Source organism: Arthrobacter sp. YD4 (genome assembly GCF_030410515.1).
Lineage (GTDB): Bacteria > Actinomycetota > Actinomycetes > Actinomycetales > Micrococcaceae > Arthrobacter.
Window position 1 is genome coordinate 449,219 of sequence record NZ_JAUHHD010000002.1, and the last position, 13,833, is coordinate 463,051.

The following is a 13,833-nucleotide window of genomic DNA, read 5'->3' on the forward strand; positions in this document are numbered from 1 at the left end:
AACGAACGGGCTCCCGCAAGCGCCGCGGCCGCCGCGCCACGGCACTCCCTCGGCACGGAAAATGGACACGGGAAACGGGACCTTCCGCAGGGGATCCGGGAGCCCGCTCCGGGGGTACGGTGGTGGCTATGGGCAACGTCGTGGAAATGGCGGGTGTGGTCAAGCGGTTTGGAACCGTAACGGCGCTGGACGGTCTGGACTTCACCGTGGCCGCCGGGGAGGTCCATGGGTTCCTGGGGCCGAACGGCTCGGGCAAGTCGACCACGCTGCGGCTCCTGCTGGGGCTGCTGCGGTCCGACGCCGGGACGGCGCGGGTGCTGGGCCTGGACCCGTGGAAGGACGTGGCGTCCCTGCACCGCCGGCTGGCCTACGTCCCCGGTGACGTCTCGCTGTGGCCGAACCTCACCGGCGGCGAGGTGATCGAGCTGCTGGGCCGGCTGCAGGGCGGCCAGGACCGGGCGGAGCGGGACCGGCTCCTGCAATTATTCGAGCTGGACCCCACCAAGAAGACCCGCGCCTACTCCAAGGGCAACCGGCAGAAGGTGGCGCTGGTGGCGGCCCTGGCCACGGACGCCGAGCTGTTTTTGCTGGACGAGCCCACCAGCGGCCTGGATCCGCTGATGGAGGAGGCGTTCCGCGGTTGCGTCCGTGCGCTCCGGGACCAGGGCCGGACCGTGCTGTTGAGCAGCCACATCCTGAGCGAGGCGGAGGCGCTCTCGGACCGGGTCAGCATCATCCGCGCCGGCCGGGTGGTGGAGACCGGCCCGCTGGAGAAGCTCCGGCACCTCACCCGGACCGCCGTCACCGCCGACGTCGCGGCCGTCCCGCCGGGGCTGGACCGGCTGCCCGGCGTGCACGACGTCACCGTGGTCAACCACCGGGTCAGCGCACAGGTGGATCCGGCCGGACTGGCCCCTTTCCTTCAGGCCCTGACCGCCGCGGGCCTGAGGTCCCTGACCAGCCAGCCGCCGACGCTGGAGGACCTGTTCCTGCGCCACTACGGGGCGGGAACCTTTGGCCGGGGTCCCTCCGATGCCTGAGACCCTGGCCGGGACCGGGACGCTGCTGCGGCTGGGGTTGCGGCGGGACCGCTGGCTGCTGCCCGGCTGGGTGCTGGGCTTCGCCGTCGTCGCCTATTCCACGGCGCGGGCCGGCGCCGAGCTGTATCCGGACGTGCGCAGCCGCGTCGAGGCGGCGGACGCGCTCAACGCCACGGCCTCGATGGTGGCGATGTTCGGCCGGATCTACGACCCGGCGTCCCTCGGCGCGCTCTCCCTGATCAAGTACACGGCGTTCATGACCGCCATCCTGGCGGTCCTGATGGCCGTGCTGGTGATCCGCCACACGCGGGCCGACGAGGAGAGCGGACGGCTGGAATTGCTCGGCGGCGGACGGCTGGGCCGTGACGCCCCGCTGGCCGCCGCGCTCATCATTGCCCTCACGGGCAGCCTGGGCGTGGGGTTGCTGACCGCCGCGGGGCTGGCCGCAGGCGGGCTGCCCGCTGAGGGGTCGCTGGCGTTCGGGCTGGGCTGGGCCGCCACCGGGCTCGCGTTCAGCGCCGTGGCCGGGGTTGCCGCCCAGCTGACGGCCGGCGCCCGGGCTGCCAACGGATTCAGCGTGGGCGTGATCGCGGTGACCTACGGACTGCGCGCGGTGGGCGACCTGGCCGAACCCGGACCCTCGTTCCTGTCGTGGCTCTCCCCCATCGGTTGGAACCAGCAAATCCGGGCTTTCGCCGGCGATCACTGGTGGGTCCTGGTGCTGCCGGTCCTGCTCAGTGCCGTCCTCATTCCGGCGGCCTTCGCGTTGCGGGCCCGGCGGGATCTGGGTGCCGGGTTGCGGGCCGAACGCCCCGGCCCGGCCGTGGGGTCCGTGTCCGGGGTGTGGGCCCTGGCCGTGCGGCTGCAGTACAAGGTGTGGCTGGCGTGGGCGATCGCGTTCGTGGTGTTCGGGGTGGTGGTGGGATCGTTGATCGGGAACGTCGCGGAGATGCTGAGTTCGGCCAACGCCCAGGACCTGATCCGGCTGTTGGGCGGGGCGGCCGCGCTGCGCGACGCCTTCCTTGCCGCGGAGATCAGCATCATGGGCCTGCTGGCGGCGGCGTATGCGGTCTCCGCGGCGAACCATCTGCGGGCCGAGGAGTCCGCGGGGCATGCGGAGGCGTTGCTGGCGACGACGGCGACTCGGGCCCGCTGGGCGTCCAGCCACTTCGGCTTCGCTCTGGCCGGGTCCGCCGTGCTGATGGTGCTGGCCGGGGTCTCGATCGGCATCGGGGCGGCGCTGACGGTGCAGGACCCGTCGCTGGTGGGCCGGTCCACGGTGGCGGCCCTGGCCCAGATCCCGGCCGCCTGGGTGCTGGCCGGGCTGGCGCTGGCGGTGTTCGGCTGGCTGCCGCGGCTGGCCGCCGGGGTGTGGGTGCTGCTGCTGGCGTTCGTGGCCTTGGGCGAGTTCGGTGTGCTCTGGAACGCCCCGGGCTGGCTGATGGATGCCTCCCCGTTCCGGCATTCGCCGCTGCTGCCGGTGACCGCCGACGCTGTGCCCGCCCTGGCGTGGCTGACCGCCGTCGCGCTGGTTTTGGCGGTGCTGGGGTACGCGGGCTGGCGGCGGCGTGACCTGGCGGCGTAGGTATGCGGGCCAGGCTTTGCCGGGTGCTGCGGGGTCGGCCTAGACCTCAGCCGGGCCCTGGACCTCATGTGCGCCCCCGCCTGCGCCCGGGTCCGCCCCGGCCGCCCGGCGGGCGCGCCGGGCCCAGCGGGAACCGGTCCCCTCGGCGGCGGCCTCGTCGCCCGGGTTGACCAGGGAGCAGCGGCCCAGCGACAGGCAGCCGCAGCCGATGCAACTGTCCAGGGACTCCCCCAGAACCTCCAGTTCGCGGATCCGCTCCGCCACCAGCCCCGCCCAGTCCCGGCTGATGGCGGTCCAGTCCGCCTGGTTCGGGGCCCGGTCCGCGGGCAGGCCGTCGAGGGCGGCTTTGATCTGCTCCAGGCTCAGCCCCACCCGCTGGCCGGCCGCCACCACGGCCAGACGGCGCAGGGTGGTCCGCTTATAGCGGCGCTGGTTGCCGCTGGTGCGTTGGGACTGCACCAGGCCGCGGTCCTCGTAGTAGCGCAGGGCCGGCACGGTGATCCCGGCGCGGGACGCGACCTCACCGACGGAGAGCAGGGAATCAGTAGCGGACGGCACCCGTGCAGTCTGGCACGCGCCCGGCTTGACCTCAAGTTCACTTGAGGTTGTTCACTGGAGCCTGACAGAACCGCTACGAACGAAAGCAGCACCATGAGGACCTCCCGCAAGACCGCACGCCAGGCCACCGTCACCCCCGAAGGGGACCAGGCCCTCCCGGGAAAAACCCTGCGCCAGCGCCGGCCGTGGGAGAACCGATCGGTGGACGCCGCCCTGTCCTCCCTGTCCCAGTTCCGCTAGGGGCGGTGGAACGGGGACCGGCCGCTACAGGCTGACGGAGATCCGCTCCAGGACCTCGGCCGGGCGGTTGGTGGTGATCTCCTGGATGCCAAGCTCCCGGCAGAGGTCCACATCCTCGGGGGCGTCGACGGTCCAGACCCGGAACCGGCGGCCGGACTCGAGCCAGCGGCGGACCGTGTCCGGGTATTCGCGGACGTAGTCGATGCCGGGGCCGGCCAGGCCCACGGCACCCTGGTCCAGCAGTTCCTCGCCCTCGAGCTGGGCAGCCTTCATGACGTTGGCCATCGCGTTGCCGGTGATGGAGCCGACGCTGAACCTCTCCCGCACTTCGTCGACGTCGACGTCGTCCACCAGCTGGCAGATGGCCTCGGCGGGGACGGTCTGCAGCAGGTGCCGGACGGAATCCGGGTTGAAGCTCATGAAGGAGACGCGGATGTTCTCCAGCATGCCGGTGGCCGGGTCCCAGCCCTCGGCGGTGAGGACCTCCAGCACCCGGTCCTCGAGCTTGAGCTGGTAGGGGCTGGGGTGCTTGAACTCGATGGCCAGCCCGATCTCGCGGCCGGCGGTGCGCAGGATGTCGAGCAGTTCGGGCAGGGTCAGGAACTGCTCGGACTTCGCCCCGTACGCCTCGGGGATGCGGGCGCCCTTCCAGGAGCTAAAGTCGAGCTCGCGGAGTTCGTCCAGGGTGCGTTCGGCCACCGGGCCTGTGCCGTTGGAGGTGCGGTCCAGGGTGGCGTCGTGCAGCAGCACGGCGTGCTGGTCGCGGGTCAGGTGGACGTCGCACTCGACGCCGTCGGCGCCGTCGGCGATCGCCTGCAGGTAGGCGGCGCGGGTGTGCTCCGCGAAGGCCCCGCTGGCTCCCCGGTGGGCGTAGACGAGCGGGCGGGCGGCAGCGGACTCCTCTATGGTCATGCGAACACGTTAGCGGACCCGGGGTCCGGGGGCCCGGCTAGGCTGGGCACATGCAGGTGAACTCTGAGCGACCATCCCGTGCCGGCGCCATAACGGCGGGCGCGAACCACCGGCTCTCCCCCGCCGATGCCGCGAAGGCAGCCGCGCTGCGGAAGATGAAAATGCTGGCGGGGTCGCTCCTGATCGGGATGGCGGTGGTGTTCGTCGTCGCGTTCGCCCTGCAGAAGCAATACCCGGCGCTGGAGTACGTCCGAGCCGCGGCGGAGGGCGGCATGGTGGGTGCGCTGGCGGACTGGTTCGCCGTGACCGCGCTGTTCAAGTACCCGCTGGGCCTGAAGATCCCGCACACCGCCATCATTCCCCGGCGCAAGGACCAGATCGGGGCGTCGCTGGGCGAGTTCGTGGAGACCAACTTCCTCTCCGAGCAGGTGGTCAAGGAGAAGCTGGCCAGCGTCGACGTCGCCCGCAAGGTCGGCGGCTGGCTCTCCGGTCCCGGCGGCGCCGAGCGGGTGGCGAAGGAGGGCGCCGCGGTGATCCGGGGCGCGTTCACGGTGTTGAACGACGACGACGTCCAGGCCGTCATCGAGGGCATGGTCCGCCGGCATCTGCTCACCCCGCCGTGGGGGCCGCCGGTGGGACGGCTCGCGGAGCGGATCTTCGAGGACGGGCACCACCACGCGCTGGTGGACCTCTTGGTTGACCGCACGGTGGACTGGGTCCGGGACAACCACGAGACCGTCAACCGGGTGGTCACGGACCGCTCCCCCACCTGGGTGCCCAGCTTCGTGGACGGGCTGGTGGGCGACAAGGTGTATGTGGAGATCCTGAAGTTCACGAAGGCCGTGCAGGCCGACCCCCAGCACCAGGTCCGGCGCTCCATCGATACCTACCTGAAGTCGCTGGCGCAGGACCTGCAGCACGACCCGGTGATGATTGCCCGGGCCGAGGGCGTCAAGGCCCAGGTCCTGGGCGACCCGGAGGTCCGCGAGCTCGCTTCCCGCACCTGGGGCACGGTGAAGGCGGCACTGCTGACCGCCGTCGACGATCCGCACAGCGAGCTGACCATCCGGTTCAAGGCGGCCGTCCACGACTTCGGCACCCGCCTCACGGTGGACCCCGAACTCGCCGGGAAGGTCAACGCCTGGGTGGGCGACGCCGCCGGGTACCTGGTCAACAACTACCGCTCCGACATTGCCGGCGTCATCACGGACACCGTGGCGCGCTGGGACGCGGAGGAAACCTCGGAGAAGATCGAGCTCCAGGTCGGCAAGGACCTGCAGTTCATCCGCATCAACGGCACCGTGGTGGGGGCGCTGGCCGGGCTGGCGATCTTTACGGTGGCGAGTTTGGTGTTTGGGTAGGAACGGGGCCGAACGGGCGCACGGGACCCTCACCAGGCGGGGCACTCGGCCCGTTTAGACTGCTTCTGTGAAGCGAACGTCCGACGCCGGGTCCGAGGGAACACCTTCCGGCCTGCACCGCAACAACGATCCCAATCAGCGGCCCAGCAATAGAAGCCTCCGGTTCTGGGCGGCATTCTGGACGGTTTTTTGGGGCCTTCTGGTCGGCGTCGGGGCTGCGGTTGCGTACGTGTTCCTCACCGACCGCCACCCAGTCGGCATTCTGTCGATTCTGTTTTTCCTGCTCGGATGCGGCCTCGGAGTGGGCCTGTATCTGCCCGCCCACTTCAGCAGCGCCCGTACGAAACGCGAGATGTTTGTCCGTGTCGGCGGCGATCCCACGGGAATCACGCCCTGGATGTTCGGCGCAATGGGAGGCAGCATCACTGAAGACGGCGAGTGGGAGTGGTACACCCCCTCGGGGTCAAGCGGAGAATCCGCTGTTTAGATCCCGCGGGCCGGCTTCTTAATCGTCTTCGCAGCTGTCAAGCGAGTGCTGAGCTCGGGGTGCAGCGGAACGCTCCATGCAGATGAGCCGGGGTCTGACTTCCCAGGACGGGACGGGGACGAATCCGCGCCTCCGGTAGAGCCGGATGGCGTCCTCCCGCCAGTCCCACACCGTGAGCCGGACGGGATCGTGCCCGGCCCCGTCGGCGAACTCCAGCGCGGCGTCGAGTAATGCCGCACCGACCCCCAGGCCGCGGGCTGCCGGATTAACCCAGATCCGTTTGATCTCCCAGGCCGTTCCGGCGCGGTGAACCGTGATGACGCCTGCCGGTCCGGTCCCCGCGCCCGCCAGGAGGACCTCCGCGCCGGCATAGGCTCCCGCCGGGTCATCCACCTCACGGCGGTACCGCTCCGGAAGTACCCCGGAAAACGGCGCTCCGCCAAGCTGCGCCGCCTTTTCCCGCTCGGTCTGCAATAGGTAGGCGGCCACCAGCCCGCCAACAGCGGCGGCATCCGGACCGTTCAGGTCCGCGGTCCGGACAGGGGGCGTGCGCGCGACGGCGTCCACGGCGTACTTATGCGAAGGATTCCAGCTCGACGCCGGCCTGCTCCAGCGCGGAGCGAACGGCGGCGGCCACAGCCACCGAGCCGGGGGTGTCGCCGTGCAGGCAGAGCGAGTGCGGCGTGCGTTTCACTACGGTCCCGTCGATCGCCTCGACCTCGCCCTTCAGCGCCAGCCGAACCGCCCGCCGCACGATCTCGTCCGGATCCTCGATGAAGGCGTCGTTCTCCAGGTGCGGCACCAGGGTGCCGTCCGGACGGTAGGCGCGGTCCGCGAAGGCCTCGTGGAAGACCGGGCTGCCGGCTTCGGCGGCGAGCCGCAGCAGGGCGGACCCCTCCAGCCCCAGGACCGGCAGGCCCGGATCGTAGCCCTGGACGGCGGCGACGACGGCGGAGGCCTGCTCCTCGTCGTGGACCGTGCGGTCGTACAGCGCGCCGTGGACCTTGACGTAGTCCACGGAGGCACCCACAGCGTGCGCGACGCCGTCGAGCGCCCCGAGCTGGTACAGCACCGAGCCGAACAGGTCATCGAAGCTGATGTCCATGGCGCGCAGGCCGAAACCGCCCAGGTCCGGGTAACCCAGGTGGGCGCCGACGCGGACGTCGAGTTCGTAGGCCGCGCGGCAGGTGTCCAGCATGGTCACCGGGTCACCGGCGTGCTGCCCGCAGGCGACGCTGGCGCTGGTGACCAGCGGGAACATCGCGGCGTCGTCGCCCATGGTCCAAGAGCCGAACGACTCCCCGAGGTCAGCGTTCAGATCCACCGCGCGCCCCTTTCAGCCCGGTTCCGGCGTCGCCCGTGTTCATGTCAGCGGAGTGCAGGTCGCCGGGAATGGTGATGGGCATGGGCCCGAAGGCCTCCTTGGCGTTCTCGATCACGGCGCGGCCCATCATGCGGTTGCCGACACCGCCCACCACGGCGCCGACGCCGAACGGCAGCGCCCGGCCAAGGAACGCGGTGCCCTGCCGCTTGAGCAGGTTGCGCAGGAAGGCCCGCTGGATCTGCTCGCGGACCGAACCGAAGCCGGCCAGCGGGGCGCGCCGGGCGAACAGGGAACCCCATGCCTGGGTGGGGCCCTTGCCTTGGCCCGCGGCCTGGCCGCTGAGGGAGCTGAGCAGCGTGGTGCCTTCCTCGCCGAGCATGATCGCCATGACCAGGGTGCTGGCGCGCTCCGGATCCTCCAGCCGCACGCCGTGCAGCTCGGCCAGGGACGTGGCGAACAGGGCGGTGGCCTCCAGGAAGCCGGCGGTCGCGGCGGCGGAGAGCCCCAGCGCGGCCACGGTTCCGACGCCGGGGACGACGGCGGAGCCGCCCACCAGGGCACCTCCCCCGGTGACGGCCATGAGGTAGTTGCGTTCCAGGATCGCGGCGAGCTGCGCGGCGCTGGCGTGCGGGTGCTTCTTCTGCAGCCTCCGCAGGTTCGCCAGGACCAGCGGCCGCTGGATCTCCACGGCCCGCAGGAGCACGTTGTGCACGCCGGGCTTGGGCTTGCCCTCGGCGTCGAACATCGCGCTGTGGGCGGCTTGCTGGGCAATCTTCATCGCCGGGTTGCTGCGCTTGGCCATCATCGCCTCTCATAAACCATAAGGGTGCTGAACGTTGTCCTAGGTTAAAGACTAGGCCACGCCCGCATCGGGCACGGCGACGGCCGCGGACGGAGGCAGTTGCCTTTGTCCGCGGCCGTGAGTGGCCGGCAGCGCCGAAGCTTTTCGCACGGCGGCCGGCGGCGCCGTCGGCGTTTAGCGCGGGGTGCGGATGAGCTTCTTGTTGACGAACTCGTCCATGCCGAAGCGGCCCAGCTCGCGGCCGACGCCGGAACGCTTCACGCCGCCGAAGGGCATGTCAGCCTGGGTCTGGGCCACCGAGTTGATGAACACCATGCCGGTGTCCAGCTGGTCGGCGACGTCCTGGGCCTTCGCAGGGTCGGCGCTGAACACCGATCCGCCCAGGCCGTAGGGCGAGCCGTTGGCCAGGTCGATCGCTTCCTCCACGCTGGCCACCTTGTAGATGACGGCGGCGGGGCCGAACAGCTCCTCGGAGAACGCGCGCATCTCCGGGGTGACGTCGGTCAGGACGGTGGGCTCCACGAAGGCGCCGGGGCCGTCAACCTTGTGGCCGCCGGTGCGCAGGGTGGCTCCCTTGTCCACGGCGTCCTTGATCTGCTCGACCAGGCCGTCCGCGGCGCTCTGGGAGGACAGCGGACCGAACCGGGTGTCTTCCTGCTGGGGATCGCCGGGCTTGATCCGGGCCATCCGCTCGGTGAACTTCTCCACGAACGGCTCGTAGAGGTCTTCGAGGACGATGAACCGCTTGGACGCGGTGCAAGCCTGGCCGGCGTTGCCCATGCGGCCCCCGACGGCGGCCTTGACGGTGGCGTCCAGGTCATCGGAGTCGAGCACGATGAACGGGTCACTGCCGCCGAGCTCGAGGACGTACTTCTTGAGGTTCCGCCCGGCGACCTCGGCCACGGCCGCGCCGGCCCGCTCACTGCCGGTCAGGGACACGCCCTGGACGCGGGAGTCCGCGATGATCTCCGCCACCTGGTCGTTGTCCAGGAACAGGTTGGTGTAGGCGCCCTTCGGCAGGCCGGCGTCGTGGAAGATCGCCTCGATCGCGAGGGCCGACTGCGGGCAGCTGCCGGCGTGCTTGAGCAGGATGGTGTTACCCAGGACCAGGTTGGGCGCGGCGAAGCGGGCCACCTGGTAGTAGGGGTAGTTCCACGGCATGATGCCCAGCAGCGGGCCGATCGGGGTGGAGCGCACGAGCGCGTCGCCGCCGCCCTTGACCTCCAGCGGTTCGTCCTTGAGGAATTCGGGGCCCTCGGAGGCGTAGTAGTCGTAGATCGAGGCGACCAGCTTGACCTCGCCGCGGGCCTCGACCACGGGCTTGCCCATTTCCTTGGCAATCAGGCGCGCCAGTTCATCCTCGCGTTCCCGGTACAGCTCGGCGACCCGGGCGATGACCTTGGTGCGTTCCTCTACCGGCGCCTTGCGCCACTCGAGGAAAGCCTGCTGAGCGGCGGCGAGCGCCGTCTCGACCTCTTCCTTGGTTGCGAGCGGAAATTCCTTTTCCGTCTCTCCGGTCGCGGGGTTCACTGTCTTGTAGGCAGTCATTGGTCCACCATCTCCGTTTCTGGCTGGGTTGAGCCGGTGTGGGCGTGGGCCGTGAACGACGCCGGCACGGCGTCACTCCGCGGCCCCCGCCCGGGTGAAGACTGGCCGCAGCAGGTGCGCGGCCCATCCTTTAGGCGGCAACCGCGCGGTCTCCGGCTGTATTCCAACCGTGATCTCCTGCACGCCGGCGGCGGGTCCGCCGTTGGCGCCAGCGTCGCCGCCGGACGCGCCGCCGTCGTCGGACTTACCCCATCGCTCCGGCCCGCACAAGGTGGTGACGCATTTCGAAATGCAGTGCTGCCGCCGCGGGCATCCGGTCGTAACGTTGAAGAAATTAAGGACTTCGATTTCCACATCGCGCCACGAAGGGCTATAGGACCGTGTCACTCGAATCACTCCCCGTTCTGGACTACTCCCGGCTGAACGCCGGGCCGGAGGAAGCCTCCCGGTTCCGGGACGAACTCCGCGACGCCATGCACAACGTCGGGTTCCTCTACCTTTCCGGCCACGGCATCCCGCAGGACCTGGTGGACGCCATGCTCGAGACGTCCCGCCGGTTCTTTGACCTGCCGGAGGAGCAGAAGCTCGCCGTGGAGAACATCCACAGTCCGCAGTTCCGCGGCTACACCCGGATGGGCGCCGAGCTCACGGACCGGGCAGTGGACTGGCGCGAGCAGATCGATATCGGCGTCGAGCGGCCCGCGGTGGAGCCGGGCGACGGCGTCGCCGACTACTGGCGGCTGGAGGGCCCGAACCTGTGGCCGGCGGAGCTGCCCGGGATGCAGGACGTCGTCGCGGCCTGGACGGACCGGCTGAGCACGATCTCGCTGAACCTGCTCCGCGCGCTGGCCGTGTCCCTGGGCGCCCCCGAGGACAGCTTCGACGACGCCTTCGGTGACCGGGCGTTCCCGATGCTGAAGATCGTCCGCTACCCGGGCGAATCCGGCGACGAACCCAAGCAGGGCGTCGGCTCGCACCGCGACGGCGGCGTCCTCACACTCCTGCTGGTGGAGCCGGACAAGGGCGGCCTGCAGGTGGAGTACCAGGGCCGGTGGATCGACGCGCCGCAGGTGCCCGGGACGTTCGTGGTGAACATCGGCGAGATGCTGGAATTGGCCACCAACGGCTACCTCAAGGCCACGCTGCACCGGGTCATCTCCCCGGCGAGGGGCACGGACCGGATCTCGCTGCCGTTCTTCTACAACCCGGCGCTGGACGCCACCATGCCGCAGCTGGCCATGAACGCGGAGTTCCAGGCCAAGGCCCGCGGCCTGTCCGTGGACCCGACCGACAGCCCCATCCTGGAGACCTACGGCGATAACGCGCTGCGCTACCGGCTGCGGGCGCACCCGAACGTCGCGGCCATCCACCACGCCGACCTGCAGGGGTAGGTTCCGCGGGTCCGCTTCCGCCGCCTAGACCGAACCCTCGGGGCGCACACTCCCGCCGTTTCGACGGTTCCCTGCCAGATAGACGCTTAGACGGTATGTATCAAGCTGTTTGTGACAGCTGGGTGGTTGTTTTGTGGTTGATGCCGGCCGGGGAGGGGGCTCCGGGCGCGGTGGGTTTGCGGCGGTATCGATGCGGGTTGCGGTTGTAGCAGGCGTCGAGGGTTGCCTGCCGCTGACTGCGTGCCTGCTCGATGTGTCCGTGGTGGACGGTGTCGGGGGTGTAGTAGTTCAGGCCGCTGTGGCGGTGGTTGGTGTTGTAGTCGGTGAAGAACGCAGCCATGTGGTCCCGGGCGTGGTCCAGGTCTGCGAATCTGCGGGGGAAGTCGAGGTCGTATTTGACGGTCTTGAACAGGGACTCGGAGTAGGGGTTGTCATCGGAGACCCGGGGCCGGGAATAGGAGAGCTCGATGCCCAGGGCCCGTGCAAGGTCCAGGGTGGTGCCGGCCCGCATGGGCGCCCCGTTATCGGCGTGCAGAACCCTGGGGCTGTGTTGGTTTCCGGTGACGGCGTCCTGGATCAGGGCGGCGGCCAGGGCGGCTGTCTCGGTGTGTTCGACCCGATGCCCGACGACCTTGCGGGAGTAGACATCCATGATCGTGTAGAGCCGGTAGGTGTGGTTGCCCGGCCCGTGGAGCATCGTGATGTCCCAGCTCCAGAGCTGGTTCGGGGCGTCCGCGTTCAGGACGGGTTTGACCCGTTGCCGGGAACCGGTGGCGTTGCGCTGTTTCCGGCGGTCCCCGTTCTGCCCGTGCGCGGCCACGATCCGGTGCGCTGAGGCGATCGAGAAAGAACAGTGACCGGTGTCCAGCATCCGGTAGTAGGCCTGGCTGACCGAGAGGTTCCCGTAGTCCTCGGAGTTGAGCCGTTCCATGAATTCCTCCGCCTCGGCCGTGCTGATCCGGTTCGGGTAGGCCCGGCCCTTATGCGGGAGGGTGATCCCGGCGGGGATGGAGGGTTTCAGATGCCGGTACCAGGTGGTGCGGTGAAGACCCAGCAGGGCGCAGGTTTTCACCGCTGACCAGCCGGCCGAGACCAGATGCCCGGCAAAGGTCAGGGCGATTCCTTTCCAGACTTTGGGATCAACCATTCGGGCCGGCCCGGTTCCGGCTCCGGAAGGTGCGAGTCCGTTGCCGCCGCGCTCCTGGCCATCGCGTCCAAGAGCGCGGAAGCTTTTCCCAGAATGTCCACCGCGGCCTCGGACCGGGCCAGTTTGGCCTTGAGGATCTCGTTCTCTCTCAAGACCCGTTTGAGCTGTTGTTTATCTCCGGCGTTCAAGCGCTGGTCCTCACTTCCTGGCGCGGCATTGGATCTCAACTCCCCGGCCTCGCGCTGACGGACCCAAAGTCGGAGAGTGCCCTCCGTGATACCGACCGCCCTGCTGAACGCGGTCTTCGAACCGCGTTCAAGGCACTTGTCGTACTCCTCCAGAATCGCGTGCTTCTGCGCGAGAGTGAAGTGGCTCCGCCGGGATCGACGGGAAGGGATCACAAAATCCATCACGGACCTTTCCCCGCCCCGAACGCCCGGCCGTGAACGACAAGCAAACCTGTCACACAACAGCCTGACACACAGGGTAGAAGCGTCGAATCCGCTGGGAGCCGTCGAAACGGTCACCCGGCCCCTAGTTCGACGACGCCGCGCCCAGGGCCGCGGCGTTAGCGGCGGCTGCACGCCGGATCTCCCTGACACGCTCGACCTGCGGGGCCAGTTCCTGCATCCGGGTGGTCAGGTACTTGTCCAGGACCGCGTCCAAGGCCTTGTGGAACCCGGTCTGGTCACGGCAGACGGCGTCCGTGACCGCGATCCGGAACTCCTCCTGACCGCCCGCGGCCCGTCCCGCCTCGACAGCCCGGGCCGGGTTGGCGAAGGAGGGGTACGGGGTCTCCTTCATGCAGTCGGTCCAGGCTTTCACCGCCGCGGCAATGCCCGGATCCTGCGAGGAGGAAAGCGTGGCCGGCAGGACCGAGTTGTAGGCAATGCCCGTCGCGAGCATGTAGTTCTCGGGGCTGCCGTAGATCCGGGTCATGGCCTCGCCGCGGCAGCCGCCGGAGAGCGTACCGGTGTCGCCCACCTTCGTGACCTGGGTCGGGGTGCCCGAGAGCGCCCCCACGAACGCCGGGTCGGCGAAGAGCCGGCCCTCCGGGGAGTCGGGTGGGGCCTCACCCGGGCCCTTGGACTGGGTGGAGGTGTACCCGCTGGCCTTGGCTGCCTCCACGGTCAGCCGCGGGTAGCCGATGTCCTTGTTCAGATCGATAGCGAGCGTGGACAGCGGTGGCGTGTAGTCGTAGCCGGCGGCGGCCATGCAACGCCGCACGGCCTCCTGCATCCCCTTCTCCGCAACCGGGTCCGCCGTCGCATAGGCCTCGGCCTGGCGGATGATCCCGGCCACCGGCTCGGCGGACGCCGTCACCGACCCGGCAGGAATGGCGGCCGCCGCCAGCGCGGCTGCCGAACCGACGGCCAGGACGACTGCGCCGATGATCTGCTTCTTCATGGTTCCCCCATTTGTTGTTGGCTGTGAGTTG

General features: G+C 69.7%; 16 protein-coding genes. 6 read left to right on the forward strand and 10 right to left on the reverse strand.

Annotated elements, in window-relative coordinates:
- Positions 1-128: 128 nt before the first annotated feature.
- Positions 129-1,040 carry an ABC transporter ATP-binding protein gene (locus QWJ39_RS06530; RefSeq protein ID WP_290256925.1) on the forward strand — a complete coding sequence of 304 codons (912 nt, stop codon included), beginning with the start codon at positions 129-131 and terminating at the stop codon, positions 1,038-1,040.
- A complete protein-coding gene (locus tag QWJ39_RS06535) occupies positions 1,033-2,625 on the forward strand; it encodes an ABC transporter permease (RefSeq protein ID WP_290256926.1) in 1,593 nt (530 codons plus the stop codon). The genes QWJ39_RS06530 and QWJ39_RS06535 overlap by 8 nt, the downstream gene beginning before the upstream one ends.
- 39 nt (positions 2,626-2,664) lie before the next feature.
- Here the strand turns inward: QWJ39_RS06535 and soxR are convergent, their stop codons facing one another.
- Positions 2,665-3,183: a redox-sensitive transcriptional activator SoxR gene (gene soxR / locus QWJ39_RS06540; protein ID WP_290256927.1), complete on the reverse strand. Its 519-nt coding sequence runs from the start codon at positions 3,181-3,183 to the stop codon at positions 2,665-2,667.
- 93 nt (positions 3,184-3,276) lie between these two features.
- On the opposite strand from soxR, the gene QWJ39_RS06545 reads away from it, so the two are divergent.
- A complete protein-coding gene (locus tag QWJ39_RS06545) occupies positions 3,277-3,423 on the forward strand; it encodes a hypothetical protein (RefSeq protein ID WP_290256928.1) in 147 nt (48 codons plus the stop codon).
- A gap of 24 nt (positions 3,424-3,447) precedes the next feature.
- On the opposite strand, the gene QWJ39_RS06550 is transcribed toward QWJ39_RS06545, so the two are convergent.
- A complete protein-coding gene (locus QWJ39_RS06550; RefSeq protein ID WP_290256929.1) occupies positions 3,448-4,335 on the reverse strand; it encodes a glycerophosphodiester phosphodiesterase family protein in 888 nt (295 codons plus the stop codon).
- Between the two features lie 155 nt (positions 4,336-4,490).
- On the opposite strand from QWJ39_RS06550, the gene QWJ39_RS06555 reads away from it, so the two are divergent.
- Both QWJ39_RS06555 and QWJ39_RS06560 read left to right on the forward strand, forming a co-directional pair.
- On the forward strand, positions 4,491-5,696 hold the full coding sequence (locus tag QWJ39_RS06555) for a DUF445 domain-containing protein (protein WP_290257297.1): 1,206 nt from the start codon (positions 4,491-4,493) through the stop codon (positions 5,694-5,696).
- A gap of 67 nt (positions 5,697-5,763) precedes the next feature.
- Entirely contained in the window at positions 5,764-6,183 is a 420-nt protein-coding gene (locus QWJ39_RS06560; protein ID WP_290256930.1) for a hypothetical protein, read from the forward strand.
- Between the two features lie 18 nt (positions 6,184-6,201).
- Here QWJ39_RS06560 and QWJ39_RS06565 read toward each other — a convergent pair whose 3' ends face one another.
- The 5 genes from QWJ39_RS06565 to QWJ39_RS06585 form a co-directional block, all read right to left on the reverse strand.
- A complete protein-coding gene (locus QWJ39_RS06565; protein WP_290256931.1) occupies positions 6,202-6,750 on the reverse strand; it encodes a GNAT family N-acetyltransferase in 549 nt (182 codons plus the stop codon).
- A 7-nt stretch (positions 6,751-6,757) separates the two neighbouring features.
- Positions 6,758-7,507: a 5-oxoprolinase subunit PxpA gene (locus QWJ39_RS06570; RefSeq protein ID WP_290256932.1), complete on the reverse strand. Its 750-nt coding sequence runs from the start codon at positions 7,505-7,507 to the stop codon at positions 6,758-6,760.
- The gene (locus QWJ39_RS06575) at positions 7,491-8,309 is read right to left on the reverse strand and encodes a hypothetical protein (RefSeq protein WP_290256933.1); all 819 of its coding nucleotides are present in this window, start codon (positions 8,307-8,309) and stop codon (positions 7,491-7,493) included. The genes QWJ39_RS06570 and QWJ39_RS06575 overlap by 17 nt, the downstream gene beginning before the upstream one ends.
- Before the next feature lie 174 nt (positions 8,310-8,483).
- Positions 8,484-9,857: an NAD-dependent succinate-semialdehyde dehydrogenase gene (locus QWJ39_RS06580; RefSeq protein ID WP_290256934.1), complete on the reverse strand. Its 1,374-nt coding sequence runs from the start codon at positions 9,855-9,857 to the stop codon at positions 8,484-8,486.
- A 72-nt stretch (positions 9,858-9,929) separates the two neighbouring features.
- Positions 9,930-10,211, reverse strand: coding sequence for a hypothetical protein (locus tag QWJ39_RS06585; protein ID WP_290256935.1), 282 nt, complete (start codon positions 10,209-10,211; stop codon positions 9,930-9,932).
- A 26-nt stretch (positions 10,212-10,237) separates the two neighbouring features.
- Here QWJ39_RS06585 and QWJ39_RS06590 point away from each other — a divergent pair, with 26 nt between their 5' ends.
- Positions 10,238-11,248: a 2-oxoglutarate and iron-dependent oxygenase domain-containing protein gene (locus QWJ39_RS06590; RefSeq protein ID WP_290256936.1), complete on the forward strand. Its 1,011-nt coding sequence runs from the start codon at positions 10,238-10,240 to the stop codon at positions 11,246-11,248.
- A 100-nt stretch (positions 11,249-11,348) separates the two neighbouring features.
- Here the strand turns inward: QWJ39_RS06590 and QWJ39_RS06595 are convergent, their stop codons facing one another.
- The 3 genes from QWJ39_RS06595 to QWJ39_RS06605 all read right to left on the reverse strand — a co-directional run bounded on the left by QWJ39_RS06595 (position 11,349) and on the right by QWJ39_RS06605 (position 13,802).
- Positions 11,349-12,395, reverse strand: coding sequence for an IS3 family transposase (locus QWJ39_RS06595; RefSeq protein ID WP_290256937.1), 1,047 nt, complete (start codon positions 12,393-12,395; stop codon positions 11,349-11,351).
- Positions 12,359-12,805 (reverse strand): transposase, encoded by a 447-nt coding sequence (locus tag QWJ39_RS06600; protein WP_290256938.1) that lies wholly within the window; start codon positions 12,803-12,805, stop codon positions 12,359-12,361. The genes QWJ39_RS06595 and QWJ39_RS06600 overlap by 37 nt, the downstream gene beginning before the upstream one ends.
- A gap of 124 nt (positions 12,806-12,929) precedes the next feature.
- Positions 12,930-13,802, reverse strand: coding sequence for a hypothetical protein (locus QWJ39_RS06605; RefSeq protein WP_290256939.1), 873 nt, complete (start codon positions 13,800-13,802; stop codon positions 12,930-12,932).
- Positions 13,803-13,833 lie beyond the last annotated feature (31 nt).